Raw genomic sequence first — 17,357 nt, 5'->3', positions numbered from 1 at the left:
CTCTCAGCCGGCCCGGTCGGCGGCCAGCACCGTGTGCCGCAGCAGCAGTGCGGTGGTCACCGGTCCCACCCCGCCGGGCACCGGGGTCAGCGCGCCCGCCCGCTCGGCCGCCCCGGGGGCCACGTCGCCGACCAGCCCGCCCTCGGGCGTGGGGTTGGTCCCGACGTCGATCACCACCGCGCCGGGGCGCACGTGGTCGGCCGTGATCAGTCCGGGCCGGCCCACCGCGGCCACCAGTACCTCGGCGGTGCCGGTCACCGCGGCCAGGTCGGCGGTGCGCGAGTGGCAGACCGTCACCGTGGCGTCGCGGTCCAGCAGCAGGTGCGCGGCGGGCTTGCCGACCACGGTGGAGCGGCCCACCACCACGGCCTGACGGCCGCTCAGCGGCACCTTGTAGTGGTCGAGCAGGGCGACCACGGCCTCGGCGGTGGCCGGGGCGAAGGCCGGCAGACCGCTGGCCAGGCGGCCCAGCGAGAGCGGGTTGGCGCCGTCGACGTCCTTCTCGAAGGCGATCGCCGAGGCCAGCTCCTCCAGGGTGGTGCCGGCCGGCAGCGGGGTCTGCAGCATCAGGCCGTGCACCAGCGGATCGGCGCTGAGCCCGGTCAACCGCTCGCGGATCGCCTGCGGTGCGGCGTCCGCACCCAGGTCGTGGACGGTGCACTCCAGGCCGGTCTTCAGCGCCGCGCGCTGGATCGAGCGCACGTACCAGGCGCTCGACCCGTCGTCGGTGGCGGTGACCACGGCGAGGTGCGGCCGGCGCCCCGCGGCGGCCAGCTCCCCGGCGCGGGCGGCGGCCTCGGCCCGGATCGAGGCGGCCAGTGCGGTGCCGGAGAGAACGGTGGCGCTCACTTGGCGAGCTCCGCCCGGACCGCAGCGGTGACCTGCTCGGCGCGGGCGGCGATCTCGTCCACCCGGGCGGTGTCGGCCAGCAGCGCCTCGCGGGTGCGCTCCTCGCGGATGCCGCCGAGGTTGACCTCCACGTTGACCCGGGCGGTGGTGGCCGCGGCGCGGGCCGCCTCGGCGGCGGCGGCGATGTCGGTGATCACATTGGGGTTGCCGATCGGCAGCAGCGTCTCGGCCAGCTCCACGGCGTCCAGCGCGGCGGTGATCACCTCGGCGGGCGGGCGGGCGGCGCCGACCAGCGCCCGGCCGATGGCGGCCGAGCGGGCGGCCCTGGCGGCCTCGTCGTCCTTGGGCAGCCGGTAGGCGTCGGTCACCGCGCCGAACGCGGCGGCGTCCTGCTCGGCCAGGGTGAGGGCGCGCTCGCGCAGTGCGTCGCTCTCCCGGATGATCCGCTCCACCACGGCCTCGTGCGCCGCGTACTTCTCGCCGGTGCTGTAGCGGGCCACCATGGCCAGCAGCGCCGCCGCCTGCGCGGCCTGCAGGGCGGCTGACGCGCCGCCTCCGGGTGCGGGGATCCGGTCGGCCAGTCGGCCCAGGAAATCGCTGATCGTCTCGTCGCGCACGGCGGCTCTTCCTCACAGTGGGTCGGTTCCGGCATTCTGGCATATCTGACTGTCCGTCAGATTGCGAGACGACCGCGTGCGCGGGCGGCTGCGGTGGGCGGCCGGTGAAGTGATCCGGAACCCTTGACTGCCTTATAGGTCTAGTCCATTGTCGGGACCGTACGCTTCGCAGCACCCCGCCGCCCCCCACCGGAGGACTCCGTGCGCAAGCCCAACTCCCTTGTCGCCATGCTTGGTTCGGCAGCACTCTTAGCGGGCGGCACGCTCGCGCTGAGCAGTCCGGCGCAGGCCGATGCCACCAATCTGGTCGTCAACTCCGGCTTCGAGAGCGGAGATCTGACCGGCTGGAGCTGTGACCCGGGCACCGCGAGCGTGGTCGGCTCGCCGGTGCACGCGGGCAGTCACGCCCTGGCCGGTGCGGCCAGTGCCAGTGACGACGCCCAGTGCACCCAGACCGTCGCCGTGCAGCCCGACTCGACCTACACGCTCTCCGCCTACGTCCAGGGCTCCTACGTCTACCTCGGGGCGAACGGCCAGAGTTCGACCTGGACGCCGGGCACCAACGGCTGGCAGCAGCTGACCACCAGCTTCACCACCGACGCCTCGACCACCTCGGTCACCCTCTACCTGCACGGCTGGTACGGCGAGGGCACCTACGACGCCGACGACGTCTCGCTGACCGGACCGGGCGGCGGCCCCGCCCAGTCGCCGGCCACCCCCACCGGCCTCGCGGTCTCGGCGACCACGCCCGCCAGCATCGCACTGACCTGGAGCGAGCCGGCCACCGGCTCGGCCGCCGTCTCCTACCGGGTCTACGAGGGCTCGGCGGTGGTGGCGACCAGCAGCACCACCGCGGCCACCGTCACCGGCCTGGCCGCGGGCAGCAGCCACAGCTACACGGTCACCGCGCTGGACGCGGCCGGCCACGAGTCCGCGCCCAGCGCTCCGGTCACCGCCAGTACGCCGAGCGGCGGCGGGCCGGTCGGCTCCTCCTGGCACCCGTCCTACCTGGCGATCGGCAGCGTCTACACGCCGGGCGGCAGCGTCGACAGCTTCTTCAACGGCCTGGCCTCGCACGGGAAGCTGCCGGACTACGGCTACGAGTACCTGGTCGGCAACGACTTCCCGAACTGGGCGGCGACCACCACCACGATGGTCCAGCACTCCGCCCGGCTGGGCATGACCCCGGTCATGGTCGAGTACGGGATGAACGGCAACATCGACGGCACCAGCGTCGACTACACCAACATGCAGAGCAGCAGCTGGCTGACCACGTACTTCCAGGCGCTGAAGAACGCGGCGAGCGCGGCGAACGCCGCGGCGCCCGGCAAGCCGGTGGGCTGGGTGGTCGAGCCGGACATGCTCGGCTACCTGCAGCAGAACTACGCCGCCCAGTACGGCGGGGACGCGAGCCGGATGCCCGCCGCCACCAGCGCCGCCTACGCGGCCGGGGTGCTGGCCGGCGGCTCGGACCCGGCCTTCGGCGACAACCTCAAGGGCCTGGTCGAGGCGATCGACTACACCATCAAGAAGTACGACCCGTCGGCCTTCGTCGGGTGGCAGGTCAACACCTGGGGCGTGCGCGACGCGTTGAAGGACACCGACACGATGGGCTGGAGCGCCGGCCGCCAGTCGGTGACCGCCACCGGCGACCAGGTCGCCGCGTTCCTGCAGAGCGCCGACATCGGCTACCGCGCGGACTTCGTCGCCTTCGACCAGTGGGGCCAGGACTTCGGGATCCTGCACGACCCGAACCCCGCCGCCGACGTGCGCTACCTCAACGCCGCGCACTGGAGCAACTACCTGCTCTACGTCCAGACGATCCGTCAGTCGCTGGGCCTGCCGGCGGTGCTGTGGCAGATCGCGGTCGGCCACCTCAACTCCACGCTCACGCCCAGCCCCACGTACTTCAACGCCTCCGGCCGCTTCCCCGACCTGGACAACACCACCGCGGAGGAGAACGAGGACTCGGCCTCGACCTTCTTCTACGGCGACTCCTTCACCAGCAGCGGCAACGACCTGGCCTTCTACGGCGCCAACCCGGGCGGTGACCCGAAGGTGTCGGTGAACGGATCCACCGTCAGCTGGGGCTCCCACCTGCCGGAGGCGGCCACGGCCGGGGTGGTGGCGGTGCTGTTCGGCGCGGGCACCGGGAGCAGCACCTACGGGGTGCCGGAGACCTCGGGCACCGACCAGAGCGGGCCGGGCGACTTCGGCTACTGGGTGACCCGGACCCAGTCCTACCTGGCGGCGCCCACCCCGCTCCCGTAGCGACCGCCCCAGGGCCCGCAGGAGGAACTCCGCCCCGGCGCGGGTGGCGAAGGCCCGCGCGCCGGGGCGGCCGGGTAGCGTCGGACGCATGTACGCAATCACGATTCCCGAGCCCGGCGGTCCCGAAGCGCTCGTCTGGGCCGAGGTGGAGGACCCGGTCCCCGGCGAGGGCGAGGTCCTGGTCGAGGTCGCCGCCACCGCCGTCAACCGCGCGGACACCCTCCAGCGCCAGGGCAGCTACAACCCGCCGCCCGGCGCCTCGCCCTATCCGGGCCTGGAGTGCTCGGGCAAGATCGCGGCGCTCGGCCCCGGGGTCTCCGGCTGGGCGGTCGGCGACGAGGTCTGCGCGCTGCTGGCCGGCGGCGGCTACGCCCAGAAGGTCGCTGTCCCGGTGGGCCAACTCCTGCCGGTGCCCCGGGGCCTGGGCCTGGTGGCCGCCGCCGCGCTGCCCGAGGTGGCCGCCACCGTCTGGTCCAACGTCTTCATGGTCGCCCACCTGCGCCCGGGCGAGACCGTGCTGCTGCACGGCGGCGCGAGCGGGATCGGGTCGCTGGCGATCCAGCTGGCGAAGGCGGTCGGCGCCAAGGTGATCGTGACCGCGGGCAGCGCCAAGAAGCTGGCGCGCTGCAAGGAGCTGGGCGCGGACGTGGGGATCAACTACCGCGAGCAGGACTTCGTGGCGGCGGTCGGCGAGGCCACCGGCGGCCACGGGGTGGACGTGATCCTGGACATCATGGGCGCCAAGTACCTGCAGCGGAACGTGGACGCGCTGGCGATGGCGGGGCGACTGGTGATCATCGGTCTGCAGGGCGGCCGCACCGGTGAGTTGGACCTGGGCAAGCTGCTGGCCAAGCGCGGCGCGGTGGTGGCCACCTCGCTGCGCCCGCGTCCGCTGGCGGAGAAGGCGGCGATCGTGGCGGCGGTGCGCGAGCACGTGTGGCCGCTGGTGGAGTCGGGCGTGGTGAAGCCGGTGATCGACCGGGTGCTGCCGCTGACCGATGCCGGCGAGGCGCACCGGGCGCTGGAGGCGGGGGAGCAGGTGGGGAAGATCGTCCTGCAGGTGTGACGGATCCACCCGTCCGCGATCGACGCTGTCCCGCACCCGCTCCGGGGTGCGGGACAGCTTCATGAGAGGACGGTGTTCGGCTGTGCATCACATGTAACCGGGTTCACTGGACGATGAGTTAGTGGAACCCGAGTTCGCCGTTCCGCCACGATCTTGCTCAGATCGCCTCTAAGCTCGCCCCCAGGCGGTTTTCCGCCAACTCTCATGCAATCCCATACGAGTTCGGGCATCGGCTCCCTTCTGAACGATGAGAGCAGGGGATGACAACTACGAACGAAGATTCGAACAGCAGTGCGCGCGGGCCGGGTCGGCGCCGCCCGGGGGCTCCCGGTCGCCGCACCGTGGGCAGTGTCGCGGCGCTGCTGCTGGGGATCGGCAGCTGCTCGCTGGCGGCGGCACCGACGGCGTCCTCGCAGACTGGGGACGGGTCGGTGACGGTCCGGGTGATCCGGGCCGTCGACACCAGCGGGGTGTGGACCCCCGCACTGGAGCCGGGTATCGCGGGCGTCAAGGTGACCCTCACCGACGACGCCGGGACGGACGTCGAAGGGGTCACCGCGGCCGACGGCACGGTCACGCTGGCCCCGGGCGCGAGCAAGGCCACCGGCGGCACGTACCGCGTGCAGGTGGTGAATCCGCAACCGGGCGTGCTCTTCCCGGCCTTCGCCTCGCGCCAGGGGCTGGACGGCGCGCCCACACAGCTGAGCAGCAACGAGGAGTTCGTCGACCTCTCCGGCGGCAAGAACGTCGCGTACACCACCGGGCTGTGGAACCCGGGCGACTACTGCCAGAAGAACGCTCCGCTGGTGGCGACCTGCCAGCCCGCCAACACCGAGGGCGGTGCCGAGCGCACGCTGGTCTCCTTCCCGTACAGCGCGCGCGGCCAGGAGGGCCCCGGCGGCGACGGCACCACCGCGACGACCCTGGCCACCAACGCCGACACCGGCACGGTGTACGGCCTGGCCTGGGACAAGGCCGACCAGCGGCTCTTCTCCTCGGCGGTGGCCAAGCGCGGCACCGCCTACGGCCCCGGCGGCGCGGGCGCGCTCTACGTCACCGACCCCGCGCGGAAGAGGACGACGCTCTTCGCCACCGTGCCGGACGCGGGCAGCACCGTGCACGGGCCGGGGACGGACGACGCCTTCCTCAACGTGCCCGGCAAGGAGAGCCTGGGCGGGATCAAGATCACCGATGACGGCAAGGACCTCTTCGTCGTCAACCTCAACGACCGCAAGCTGTACCGCTACGACGCCACCGGGGCGACGGCCTCGGCGCCGAAGGCCGTCTACCCGATCCCGGACCCGGGCTGCCCGGCGGACGGGGACTGGCGGCCGTTCGGTCTCGGTCTGCAGGACGGGACCGGCTACCTCGGCGGCGTCTGCTCCGGCCAGTCCACGGACAGGCTCACGGACGTGCGCGCCGTGGTCATGCCGTTCGACCTCACCACCGGGGCGTTCGGCAAGCCGGTGCTGGACCAGCCGCTGGACTACCCGCGCGCCTCGACGGTCGGTTCGGGTCCGTGCGACGGGGCGGGATGGTTCCCGTGGACCAGCACATACCCGACCACGCAGAACGGCAAGGCGTGCGGCACCGCCACCATGGCCAACCCCGAACCGGAGTTGGGCGAGATCCTCTTCGAGACCGACGGCTCGATGCTGCTCGCCTTCCGCGACCGCTTCGCCGACCGCGAGCCGGGAGCCCCCGCACCGGGCTCCGTCTTCAACGTCATGTCCGGCGGTGACCTGGACAAGGCCTGCCTGGCGAACGGCACGTACGTGATGGACACCGACAAGGGCTGCGGCGAGACCGTGCGCGGTGCCCGGTTCTTCGACACCGCCTGGGCCGCGGTGGGTCACCACAACACGGCGTTCGCCGGCATGGCGCTCTCCAAGGTCGAGAGCACCATCGCGGTCTCCTCCTTCGACCCCGACCACACCCCGGTCGGCTACGGCACCTCGTTCCTGGAGCGCGCGGACGGCTCGCAGGACCCGAAGTTCGGCCTGCGGCTGACCCCGAAGGGGACCAGCGCCCCGTTCGGCAAGGGCGCCTCGATGGGCGACCTCGAGGTGCTCTGCGACCAGGCGCCGCTGCAGATCGGCAACCGGGTCTGGTACGACCCCGAGCGCTCGGGCCTCCAGGAACCGGGCCAGCGCCCGGTGGTGGGCGTGACCGTCCACCTGTACGACGGGTCGGGGAAGCTGGTCGGGACCACGACGACGACCTCGCGCGGTGAGTACTACTTCGACGACTCGGACGTCACCGGCGGCCTCAAGCCGAGGACCGACTACACCATCCGCCTCGACAACCCGGCCGACTACGCCAAGGGCGGCCCGCTCTACCAGTGGGTGCCCACCGCCGCGGACGTCGGGGACAACCACTTCATCGACTCCAAGGGCATCGTGCCGGCCGGCGCGAAGTTCCCGCAGACCTCGCTGACCACCGGCGGGCCGGGCGAGAACAACCACACCTACGACTTCGGCTTCCGGCAGCAGGAGGGCGTGCTGCGGGTGCTCAAGCACGACCAGGACGGCAAGCCGCTGGCCGGGGCGCAGTTCCAGCTGTGGGAGGAGACGAACGGCTCCGGCGGCCTGCAGACCACCGGGGCGAAACCGGACACCAAGGTCGGCGGGAGCTGCACCACCGGGGCCGACGGCGTCTGCCAGGGCAGCGGGTTGCCGGGGACGTACTACTGGCAGGAGGTCGGTCCGCCGCCCGGGTACGCCGTGCCGGACGTGACGGTGTTCGGGCCGTTGGTGCTGACCTCCGACAACCTCGACGCCGGGGTCTCGGTGACGGCCGTCAACCAGCTGCTGCCCACCCCGACGCCGAGCCCGACGCCGACGCCGACGCCGACGCCGACGCCGACGCCGACGCCGACGCCGAGCCCGTCGCCGTCGCCGAGCCCGTCGCCCGCGCCGTCGAGCCCGTCGCCGACGCCGGCACCGGTGGTGCCGGTGCCGAGCACACCGGCCGCAGCACCGCCGGCGGGCTCCCCGCCCGGCTCGCGCCTGGCGTTCACCGGCATGAGCGGGCTGGTGCCGATGGCGCTGGCCGGCGGTGCCGTGCTCACCGTCGTCGGCGCGGCGATGCTCGTGCTGCTGCGCAGGCGAAGGACACAGCACCAGTAGGTCCGGGGCCGGTACAGCGCTGCCCCTGGGCGGGCCCGTGGACCACTGGTCCGCGGGCCCGCCCGACCGTTGGACCAACCGACCAGGGAGGGCGACCGCATGGCGCGCAAGACGAAGAGCGACGGGCGGACGGCTGCGCCGCGTCGTAGGCACTGGCTCAGAGCACTGATCGCGGTCGCGGTGTGCGGCACCGTGGCGGGCGGCCTGGTCGGCTACCGGGCCCTGTCCGGGGAGGCCACCGCGCGCCCGGTGACCATGGACGAGGCGTCCCAGCTGGCGCTGTCGCGGCTGAACCTCTACCAGGCCAGCCCGGTCGCGGTGACCCTCACCGCCGACGAGGGCGGCACGGTGGTGGTCCGCGTGAGCGGGGTGGTGGACTACCGCAGCCACCGGGCGGCTGGCAGCTACGAGACCACCGGGACCGGCGCAGCCTCCGCAGCCGGAGCCGGAGCGCTCGACCACGGCCTGATCGTCTGGGACGACGACGGCCTGGGGCTGGCTCCCGTCCCGCCGGGCGACCCCGGGCCGCCCTGGCAGCAGGCCGAGCACATCCCGCGCTCGGGCTGGTCCCCGCGCCCCTACACGGCCGATCCGCTGGACGCCGGGCTCCAGTTGCTGATGGGGCTGGGTGCGGACCGGCCCGACAACCCGCTGCTGCTCGCCCAGTCCGGAGCCCGCTGGCTGGGCCGCGACCGGATCGACGGCCGCAGCTACGACCGGTTCGCCGGGCCGCGCGCCCAGGGCAGCACGCCCGGGACGGGGTCCGACGGCGGCCGGTCGCCGCTCACCTACTGGGTCGACGCCAACGGCGGCCTGGGGCGGGTGACGATGCGGATGCCGGGCCTGGGGACCCCCACCACCGTGGAGTTCGCCGGACACGACGCCGGTGCGAAGCTCCCCGAGGCGCCCTGGGACACCGACTGACCGTCGAGGCGACCAGCCTGACGGTCCGTCAGTGCCCGCCGGGCACGGCGGTGGCGTCCGTCGGGAGCGGGTAGGCGTCCGGATCGACGGCCCCCGGCAGGCCGGTGGCCGGGGCCGCCGCGGCCGTCGGGTCGGGCATGGTCGGCTGGGCGGGCGGGGCCGGCACCTGGCTGAACGGAACGCCCGGCGGCGCCTGCACCGGCGTCGTCCGCCCGGCGGGCAGCGCGCCCCGCGCGCCGGCGCCGCAGCCGGCGAGGCCCTCCAGGCCGTCCGGGCTCTGGGTGGCGGGCTGGTTGCCGCTGAAGCAGTTGTCGGGGGCGGCCGCGGCCAGGGCGAGGTCCGTGCCGTTGCCGGTGACGTGGTTGTCCTCGATGCTGTTGCCGCTCGCCGGGTGCCCCGGCGGGTCGGTGACGACCACGCCGACCGCCTGGTTGCCCTGGACCAGGTTGCGCTGCACGCGGTTCCCGGTGCCGCCGCCGATGCCGATCCCGATGCCGAAGGCGCCGTCCGCCTGCTCGGGGGTGTCGGCGGCGTTGTTGTCGGCGACCACGTTGCCCGCGATCACCGCGCCGTGCTGCGGGGCCAGGGCCTCCAGGTCGTTGGAGTTGACGGTGACGCCGACCCGGTTGCCGGCGACCCGGTTGCCCAGCACCGACAAGCCCTCCGAGGCGTTGGTCAGTTCGATGCCGACCGCGTTGCGCTCCATGGTGTTGCCGCGCACCAGGGTGTCGCAGGGCCGGCACTGGCCGACGTAGATGCCGGAGTCGGCCTGCCCGGAGGCGTAGGAGTCCTCGATCACGCCGCCGTGTGCGTCGAAGGCGTAGATGCCGTAGAGGCCGTTGTCGTAGGCCGTCACCCGGGTCGCCCGGAAGCCCTGGACCGCCGGGAAGCGGGCGGTGTCCAGCGGGTTGTACGCCGAACCGCCGGCGCCGCGCTGCTGCAGCTGCTGGTCGGTGACGCCGGTGAAGAGCACGCCGTTGGCGAGGTAGCCGTGCACGGTGACGTTCTCCACCACCGAGCCGGCACCGGTCACGGTGATGCCGTTGACCAGGCGCACGCCGCCGTCGAACACCACCGTGTTGCGGTCCGTTCCGCGCAGCACCACGCGGGGCCTGGTGACGTGCACGCTCTCCCGGTACACACCGGGGCCGATCAGCACCGTGTCGCCCTCGCGAGCGACGTCCACCGCCTGCTGCACCGTGTGGAAGTCCTGCGGCACCCGCAGCACGGTGCCGGCCGGATGCCGCGGCCCCGCCGAGGAGCACCCGGTGGCCGTCAGCGCGACCGAGACGGCCAGCACCGGCAGCCACCGCAGCGCCGCCGCCCGCACCGTCGAACAGCTCAACGGACGCTTCGCAGACAGGGTTTGCATGACAGGAGTTCTATCGTCTCCAATAGCCGCATGCCCACCGAATCGGGAAATGCGCAGGATCCGGCCGCACCCGCCGCGACCGGGCCGGTACGACGCCGGGCGCTGCTCGCCGCCGGAGCCCTGCTCGCCGCCGGGCTCGGTGCGGCAGGCGACGAACTGGCCCGCGACGAACGGAGATCCGGGCGCCCCGGCGCCCTGCCGGCCGAGGCCGCGATCGCGTTCCACGGCGCCCGGCAGGCGGGGGTGACGGCTCCCGCGCAGCCGGCCACCCAGCTGCTCGCGCTCGACCTCCCGCAGACCTCCCCGGCCGCCGACCGGCAGACCCTGCGCGCCGTGCTCGGCGCGCTGACAAGCACCCTGTCCGACACGGCCGGTGACGCACCGTCGGACCCACGGCTGCAGGGCGGCGGCGCGAGCCGGCTCACCTCGCTGGTCGGCGTCGGTCCGGCTCTCGCCACCCGGCTCGGCCTCAACGTCCCTGCCGCACTGGCCGAGTTGCCGCCCTTCCCCGGTGATCGCCTCGACCCGGCCCGCGGCGGCGGCGACCTCCTCGTCCAGCTCTGCGCGGCCGACCGGTGGACCCTGACCGTCGTCGCCGAACTCGTGGGCACGGCCGCACACGCCGCCGGCGCCGTGCCCCGCTGGACGCAGTCCGGCTTCCTGCCGGTCACGGCCCCGGGCACCACTGCGCGCAACCTGTTCGGCTTCAAGGACGGCACCGCCAATCCGGACGCCGCGGCGGACGAGAGCTGGGTCTGGGGCCCGCCCGGGGTCCACCTGAACGGCACCGTCCTGGTCTACCGCAGGATCCGGATGGACGTCGCCGGCTTCGCGGCCCTGCCCGGGAACCAGCGCGACCTGGTGATCGGCCGCCGTGCCCGCGACGGCGTCCCGCTGACCGGCACCGCCGAGCACGACGACCCGGACATCTACGCCAAGAACCCCGACGGCTCCTACGTCATCCCCGCCACCGCCCACGTCCGCCTGACCAGCCCGCGGCTCGACGGCGGCGCCCGGATGCTCCGCCGCAGCTACAGCTACGACGACGGCCCGGCCGACCGCGGCCTGCTCTTCTGCGCCTTCATGCGCGACCCCGCCCAGTTCAGCCGGGTCCAGAACCGGCTGGCCGGCCGCGACGCCCTCACCCCCTTCCTGGAGCACCAGGCCTCGGCCGTCGCCTACGTCCTGCCCGGCGCCGCACCGGGCGGGAGCCTGGGCGACCAGCTCTGGACGTGAGGTCCGCGCGAGGGCGGAGCCGGCCCGCGCTCGGGGCCGGTCCGGGGGCGCTGCGGCGCTCCCGGGTCGCGGTACGAGGCGGTACGGTCACCCCGCGCCGACCGGCGAATAACGATTCCCTCGGAGCTGCGGCCGAGGTCTGTCTGGGACTGCGCGCGCGCCCTAGGCTGCGCCAATGTCGATCCTTCGAAGATTTCGGAGTTCCGGGCCGCGCATGCTGCCGGAACTCGATGACGTCAAGCTCGGCCAGGTGCGCCGACAGCTGGACTCGCCCCCGATGCCGGGCCAGAGCGAGATCCAGATCGACCAGGTGGAGCGGGTCCTCAAGGAGGCCGGAGCCGACTGGGACCGGCGGGCCCACCGGTGCGCCGTGCTCGCCGAGGCCGCCGCGCACTCCGGGCTGGCCCGCTCCTGGCGGCAGCGGCAGCCGCGCAGCGCGGACGCGCTGGTCTTCGACGCCTGGGTCGAGCTGGTGCGCGGCCGCCGCCGGGGCACGATGGAGGACGCCCGGGCCACCGCCGACCACTGCCACCGGGCGGCTGCCGCCAAGCCGAACGACCCGACCCCCTGGGTGGTCCTGCTCGCGATGCTGCGGCTGCTGCGCGCCGACTCGCGGGACGTCTTCGAGGTCTGGCACGAGGTGACCGCCCGCGACGCCTGGCACCGCGAGGCGCACCTGCAGATGCTGCACTACCTCTCGCCGGAGGAGTGCGGATCGCGCAGCCACCAGCTGGACTTCGTGGACGCGGTCCGCTCCGGGATCCCCGCGACGGCGCCGGCGGTGGGGGTGGAACTGACCTCGCTGGTCGAGGAGTACGAGCGCATCACCGCCAAGGGCGGGGTGGAGGCGCTGCTGGCCCGCCGCCAGTGGTCGCACGCCCGCGCGAACGCGGCCCTGGAGCGCGCCCTGACCGACTGGACCGGCCCCGACCGGCTGCAGCACGCGGGCGCCCTGGCCGATCTCAACCTGCTGGCCTACGCCCTGGTCCAGGCCGGCCGGGTCCGCGAGGCGACCCGGACCTTCGAGCTGATCGGCGAGACGGTGACGCCCTGGCCGTGGCAGCTGGACGGCGAACCGCTGGACCAGTTCGGCTACTGGCGTTCGAAGGCGATGCGCTGACGCCGTGCCCGGCGGCCGCACGGAATCGACGCAGGGTCAGGAGCCTTGCGACAGGCGAAAGGTGTTGATGGGTCAGGGGAGTGGGGCAAGGTTCTCGTCCAGGGGGAGAGTCGTCATGCGGATCAGGCTGCACCGGCCGGCGGTGGCCGTGTCCACGCTGTTCCTCGCTGTCCCGGCCATCGCGGGCTGCAACAACGTCGACAACGCGCGCGACTGCGGCAAGACGGCCATCAGCGTCACCGGCGACGTCCAGGACCTGAAGGACTCCGCCCTCAACGTCGGGCAGTTGACCGAAGCGAGCCGCCGCCGGCACACCGCCGACGCGCTGCACAAGCTGCAGGACGACGTGAAGAAGATCGGCGGCAAGGGTGCCCACGCCGACCTGAACAGCGCGGTCGACAAGCTGACCGAGGCGATCCGCAACGCCCAGGACGGTCTCGCCCACGACCGGCAGCCCGACCTGTCGCCGGTCACGGACGCGGCGGGGGAGCTGGGCAAGGCCTGCGTGTCCGGCTGAGCCGGCCTGCGGCCGGAAAACCCCTGGGGCCCGGCCCCGCGCGCGGGTACTGTCCGGCGCTATGACCTGGCTGCCCGCGGAGTTCGTCCACCCTGTCCACGTGCCCGTCCTCGACGGCTACCACCTGCGCCCGATCAAGGCGGCCGACACCGAGATCGACTACCCGGCGGTGATGGGTTCGCGCGAGCGCCTCTGGTCCGTCTACGGGCCGGCCTGGGGCTGGCCGGCGGCCACCATGACCTACGAGGCGGACCGGGCCGACCTGGCCCGGCACGAGGCCGAGATCGCGGCCCACCAGTCCTTCAACTACGCGCTGCTGGACACCGCGGAGACCGCGCTGCTGGGCTGCGTCTACATCGATCCGCCCGAGAAGCCGGGCTCCGACGCCGAGATCTCCTGGTGGGTGGTGGACGAGCTGGTCGGCGGCGAGATCGAGGCGGCGCTGGACGCCCTCGTCCCGTCCTGGATCGGCGCCGACTGGCCGTTCGCGCAGCCGCGCTGCCTGGGGCGCGACATCTCCTGGGCGGACTGGCTGGCGCTGCCCGGCCACGACTGAGGCTGCCGCCGGCCCGCGGGAGCGGTGCCACGGACGGCCGACATGCCCGGCTCGGCGGTCTGTGTGACGCTGGTCCGGAGCTGTCCCGCCGCCGGAGCCCCCGGGCACCGGCCGTCGGAAGGACCGTCGTCCGTGGCCAAGCCCTCGCTCTCGTCGTCCCCGCTCTCGCGTTACGCCGCCGCACGCACCCGCCGGGTCTGCCGCGCGACCCGCTCCGGTCTCCTCTCCCGTACCGTCCGCTGCCGATCGGCCCTCTGCCGAAGCCGCGGGGCCGTGCGGCGCACCGCCAGGCTCGCCGCAGGCGCGGGGCTGACGGCGCCGGTGCTGCTCTCCCTCGTGCTGCCGTCGGCCACCGCGCAGGCGGCGGCCAGCGGCGCGGTCGCGCAGCCGGCCGCCGTCACCGCCGGCCTGGCGTCCGAGCAGCCGCGACCGGCACCCGAGTCGGCACCGGCCGCGGCTGGGACGGCCGCGGCGCCCGACCCGGACGGCGACCGGAGCCCGGCCGCGAGCCCGACCCGCGGCGATCCGGACGGCGCGACGGGCGAGGCCCGGCCGGTCGGCGCGCAGCCGCCGACCGCGACCCGGCCGGCCACCTCGGCGCCGCCCCCGTCGCCGAGCAGGGCGCAGTCCTGGGGGCCGGCCGCGAGCCCGCCCCGGACCGCCACGCCCACCGCTGCGGCGAGCACCGGCGCCCGGCCGACGCCGCGGCCCACCGCGTCCCCGTCCCCGGGCGGGCCCACCACCGGTACCGGGACGACGTCCCCCACCGCCGATGCGGCGACCTGCCGCCCCACCGGCGCCGCGGTGCTCCCCGCGGCCGCGCCGCCCGCCGACCCGCCGACGGGCGCTGCCCAGGACGACCCGGGCGACGTCCGGGCCGACGACCCGGGTGCCGCTCCCAGCGAGGCCGGGGCCGGTTCCGCCACCGGCACCCCCGCCGATCTCCCCGCCGACGCCCCTGCCGATGCCTCCGCCGATGCCCCTGCCGATGTCCCCGCCGACCTGCCGGGCGCCCCGGACGCGCCCGCCCTGGTGCCGGCGACGCCGCCCGGCACCGTGACGGACCCGCTGGCGCCCGCGGACACCCCGGCTCCCGTCGCCGCCACCACGCCAGCCCAGCAGGCCGCCACGGTCGCCACCGTCATGGTGACCCTGCGGGACCCGGCCACGCTGGTGCTCGTCCTCGGTACCGGGCTGGTGCTGATCGGCCTCGGGCTGGGGATGGTGGGGCTGCGGCTGCGCCGCGGCTGACCGGCGGCGGCCGGGGCCCGGGGGCGGGGCCACGGCCGCCGGGACCAAGGTCGGTTGACCCCCTCACCGGCCGGAGCATATGAAAGAGCTATGACGAAGCCGAACGAACGGCCCGAGCACGAGCCGTACCAGGGATCGACGGGACCGACCGGGCCGTCGGACGACCACCTGCAGCAGGTACTGATCGTGGGCCCGGACGGCATGGCGATCGGCGGCGCGCCCGGCGCCCAGGGCCGGGTCTTCGGCCGCACCGGCGAGGACGGGGAGCACCGCGAGCTGCCGGTGACCGAGATGGTCGAGCAGCCCGCCAAGGTGATGCGGATCGGCAGCATGATCAAGCAGCTGCTGGAGGAGGTCCGCGCGGCTCCCCTCGACGAGGCCAGCCGGGCCCGCTTGAAGGACATCCACGCCAGCTCGATCAAGGAGCTGGAACTCGGGCTGGCGCCGGAGCTGGTGGAGGAGCTGGAGCGGCTCTCGCTGCCGTTCACCGAGGACACCATCCCCACCGAGGCCGAGCTGCGGATCGCCCAGGCCCAGCTCGTCGGCTGGCTGGAGGGGCTCTTCCACGGGATCCAGACCGCGCTCTTCGCCCAGCAGATGGCCGCCCGGGCCCAGCTGGAGCAGATGCGCCGCGCGCTGCCGCCGGGCAGCGTGCCGCCGGACCAGGAGTTCGAGGACCCGGGCGAGGGGCGCGGCATGCGCTCGGGCCCCTACCTGTAGCCGCCGGCCCCGTGACCGTGCGGGTTCCCGGGCGCGGCGACCGGCCGTGCCCGGGCCGTTCGGACACCGTCGGCGCACCCCGGTGGTGCACCTGGGCGCGGTGACGGTGCGCGACGGCGCAGCCGATACCCTGACCCCTGTCGCAGGCCCGCCGAGGGGGAAGCAGAGGACCATGAGCGAGGACGGCAGCACCGGAGTGGACCAGTCGCAGGGGCAGCTCACCTCGCTGGGCCACGGGCGGTATGTCCTGCAGCGGCTGCTGGGCGAGGGCGGTATGGCCTCGGTCCACCTGGCCTACGACAACGTGCTCGGCCGCAACGTCGCAGTGAAGACGCTGCACACCGAGCTGGGCCGGGAGCAGTCCTTCCGCGAGCGCTTCCGGCGCGAGGCGCAGGCCGTCGCCCGCCTCCAGCACCCCAACATCGTCGCGGTCCACGACACCGGCGAGGAGGTGGCACCGGACGGTGCCACCACCCCCTACATCGTCATGGAGTACGTCGAGGGCCACTCGCTGCGCGACGTGCTCAACCAGGCGATCGCCGAGCACGGCGCGATGCCCGCCGACCAGGCGCTGAAGATCACCAGCGCGGTGCTGGCCGCCCTGGACACCTCGCACGACCAGGGCCTGGTGCACCGCGACATCAAGCCCGGCAACGTCATGGTGAACACCAAGGGCGAGGTCAAGGTGATGGACTTCGGCATCGCCCGGGCCATGCAGTCGGGGGTGACCTCGATGACCCAGACCGGCATGGTGGTCGGCACCCCGCAGTACCTCTCGCCCGAGCAGGCGCTGGGCAAGAGCGTGGACGCCCGCTCCGACCTCTACTCGGTCGGCTGCATGCTCTTCGAACTGCTCACCGGCCAGCTCCCGTTCGACGGGGACTCGCCGTTCTCCATCGCCTACAAGCACGTGCAGGAGCAGCCGCCGGCCCCCTCCAGCCTGAACCGCGCGGTGACCCCGGCGGTGGACGCGCTGGTGGCCCGTTCGCTGCGCAAGGACCCCGCGCACCGCTTCCCCACCGCGCAGACCATGCGCGACGAGGTGGAGCGGGTGGCGAGCGGGGAGAAGAGCGGCGGCGCCTCGCTGGCCGCCTCCCCGCTGGTGATCAGCGAGGGGCCGCGGGCCACCCACGCCTCCAGCTCGCTGACCAACTTCCCGCCGGTCGGCGGGGACATCAACACCCCCGGCCCGCAGGTGCACCAGCCCTACCAGCCGCAGCCGGTGGCCGGCCCGTACGGGCCGCAGACCCCGCCGCCGGCCTATGGGCCCGGGCCGAGCACCCCGGCCCCGCAGCCCTACCAGCAGCCGTACCAGACCCCGGCGCCGCAGGCCTACCGGACGCCGCCGGCCTTCCCGCAGCAGGCGCCCACGCCCGCGCCGATGCCGCAGGCCGTCCCGTACGCGCCGCCGCAGCCGGTGCGGGCCAACAACAACGGCTGCTCGACGGCGCTGGTGGTGATCGGCGTGATCATCGGCGTGATCGTTCTGATGGTCATCATCATCGCGATCGTGGCCAAGAGCAGCACCGACACCAGTGGCCAGCCGGCGGTGCCCGCCCAGGTCAGCCACCTCGACCGGGCCGCCGGGCCGTCGCAGGACCTGGCGTAACGGCGCGGACACGCACCGGGCTGCCCGCTCTCCGGCAGCCGGACGCATTCGGGGTGCGGGCGCCATTGGCGGTAGCGTTCTCGGGGAGCGAATCGAAAGGGCGACCGCGACCAGAGCGTCG

The 17,357-nt window shown here is 74.1% G+C and carries 14 protein-coding genes; 11 read left to right on the top strand and 3 right to left on the bottom strand.

The genetic code is table 11. The features are described from left to right. Positions 1-3 precede the first annotated feature (3 nt). Both OG500_RS19680 and OG500_RS19675 read right to left on the bottom strand, forming a co-directional pair. Positions 4-849 carry a bifunctional 5,10-methylenetetrahydrofolate dehydrogenase/5,10-methenyltetrahydrofolate cyclohydrolase gene (locus tag OG500_RS19680; protein WP_327067967.1) on the bottom strand — a complete coding sequence of 282 codons (846 nt, stop codon included), beginning with the start codon at positions 847-849 and terminating at the stop codon, positions 4-6. Next, the gene (locus tag OG500_RS19675) at positions 846-1,466 is read right to left on the bottom strand and encodes a cyclodeaminase/cyclohydrolase family protein (protein WP_329582077.1); all 621 of its coding nucleotides are present in this window, start codon (positions 1,464-1,466) and stop codon (positions 846-848) included. The genes OG500_RS19680 and OG500_RS19675 overlap by 4 nt, the downstream gene beginning before the upstream one ends. Before the next feature lie 228 nt (positions 1,467-1,694). Here OG500_RS19675 and OG500_RS19670 point away from each other — a divergent pair, with 228 nt between their 5' ends. The 4 genes from OG500_RS19670 to OG500_RS19655 all read left to right on the top strand — a co-directional run bounded on the left by OG500_RS19670 (position 1,695) and on the right by OG500_RS19655 (position 8,855). Beyond that, positions 1,695-3,737, top strand: a complete 2,043-nt coding sequence (locus OG500_RS19670; protein ID WP_329582074.1) for a carbohydrate binding domain-containing protein — start codon at positions 1,695-1,697, stop codon at positions 3,735-3,737. Positions 3,738-3,825: 88 nt separating this feature from the next. Then, positions 3,826-4,803 (top strand): NAD(P)H-quinone oxidoreductase, encoded by a 978-nt coding sequence (locus tag OG500_RS19665; RefSeq protein ID WP_329582070.1) that lies wholly within the window; start codon positions 3,826-3,828, stop codon positions 4,801-4,803. A 341-nt stretch (positions 4,804-5,144) separates the two neighbouring features. After that, the gene (locus OG500_RS19660) at positions 5,145-7,931 is read left to right on the top strand and encodes an SdrD B-like domain-containing protein (protein WP_329582067.1); all 2,787 of its coding nucleotides are present in this window, start codon (positions 5,145-5,147) and stop codon (positions 7,929-7,931) included. Positions 7,932-8,030: 99 nt separating this feature from the next. Then, positions 8,031-8,855 carry a hypothetical protein gene (locus tag OG500_RS19655; RefSeq protein WP_329582065.1) on the top strand — a complete coding sequence of 275 codons (825 nt, stop codon included), beginning with the start codon at positions 8,031-8,033 and terminating at the stop codon, positions 8,853-8,855. 28 nt (positions 8,856-8,883) lie between these two features. Here the strand turns inward: OG500_RS19655 and OG500_RS19650 are convergent, their stop codons facing one another. Beyond that, entirely contained in the window at positions 8,884-10,227 is a 1,344-nt protein-coding gene (locus tag OG500_RS19650; protein ID WP_329582062.1) for a right-handed parallel beta-helix repeat-containing protein, read from the bottom strand. Between the two features lie 30 nt (positions 10,228-10,257). Between OG500_RS19650 and OG500_RS19645 the strand changes: the two genes are divergently transcribed. The 7 genes from OG500_RS19645 to OG500_RS19615 all read left to right on the top strand — a co-directional run bounded on the left by OG500_RS19645 (position 10,258) and on the right by OG500_RS19615 (position 17,236). Further along, positions 10,258-11,463: a Dyp-type peroxidase gene (locus tag OG500_RS19645; RefSeq protein WP_329582059.1), complete on the top strand. Its 1,206-nt coding sequence runs from the start codon at positions 10,258-10,260 to the stop codon at positions 11,461-11,463. A gap of 214 nt (positions 11,464-11,677) precedes the next feature. After that, the gene (locus OG500_RS19640; RefSeq protein ID WP_327067959.1) at positions 11,678-12,583 is read left to right on the top strand and encodes a hypothetical protein; all 906 of its coding nucleotides are present in this window, start codon (positions 11,678-11,680) and stop codon (positions 12,581-12,583) included. 115 nt (positions 12,584-12,698) lie between these two features. Further along, the gene (locus OG500_RS19635; RefSeq protein ID WP_329582054.1) at positions 12,699-13,100 is read left to right on the top strand and encodes a hypothetical protein; all 402 of its coding nucleotides are present in this window, start codon (positions 12,699-12,701) and stop codon (positions 13,098-13,100) included. Between the two features lie 61 nt (positions 13,101-13,161). Further along, on the top strand, positions 13,162-13,656 hold the full coding sequence (locus tag OG500_RS19630; RefSeq protein ID WP_327067957.1) for an N-acetyltransferase: 495 nt from the start codon (positions 13,162-13,164) through the stop codon (positions 13,654-13,656). Between the two features lie 132 nt (positions 13,657-13,788). After that, entirely contained in the window at positions 13,789-14,907 is a 1,119-nt protein-coding gene (locus tag OG500_RS19625; RefSeq protein WP_329582051.1) for a hypothetical protein, read from the top strand. A 201-nt stretch (positions 14,908-15,108) separates the two neighbouring features. Beyond that, positions 15,109-15,627 carry a bacterial proteasome activator family protein gene (locus OG500_RS19620; protein ID WP_327071606.1) on the top strand — a complete coding sequence of 173 codons (519 nt, stop codon included), beginning with the start codon at positions 15,109-15,111 and terminating at the stop codon, positions 15,625-15,627. 172 nt (positions 15,628-15,799) lie between these two features. Beyond that, positions 15,800-17,236 (top strand): protein kinase domain-containing protein, encoded by a 1,437-nt coding sequence (locus OG500_RS19615; RefSeq protein ID WP_327067955.1) that lies wholly within the window; start codon positions 15,800-15,802, stop codon positions 17,234-17,236. Positions 17,237-17,357 lie beyond the last annotated feature (121 nt).

It is taken from the genome of Kitasatospora sp. NBC_01250 (genome assembly GCF_036226465.1).
Taxonomy (GTDB): Bacteria; Actinomycetota; Actinomycetes; order Streptomycetales; family Streptomycetaceae; genus Kitasatospora.
Note: the sequence above shows the minus strand (reverse complement) of the source record. Positions and strands in the feature narration are given on the sequence as shown.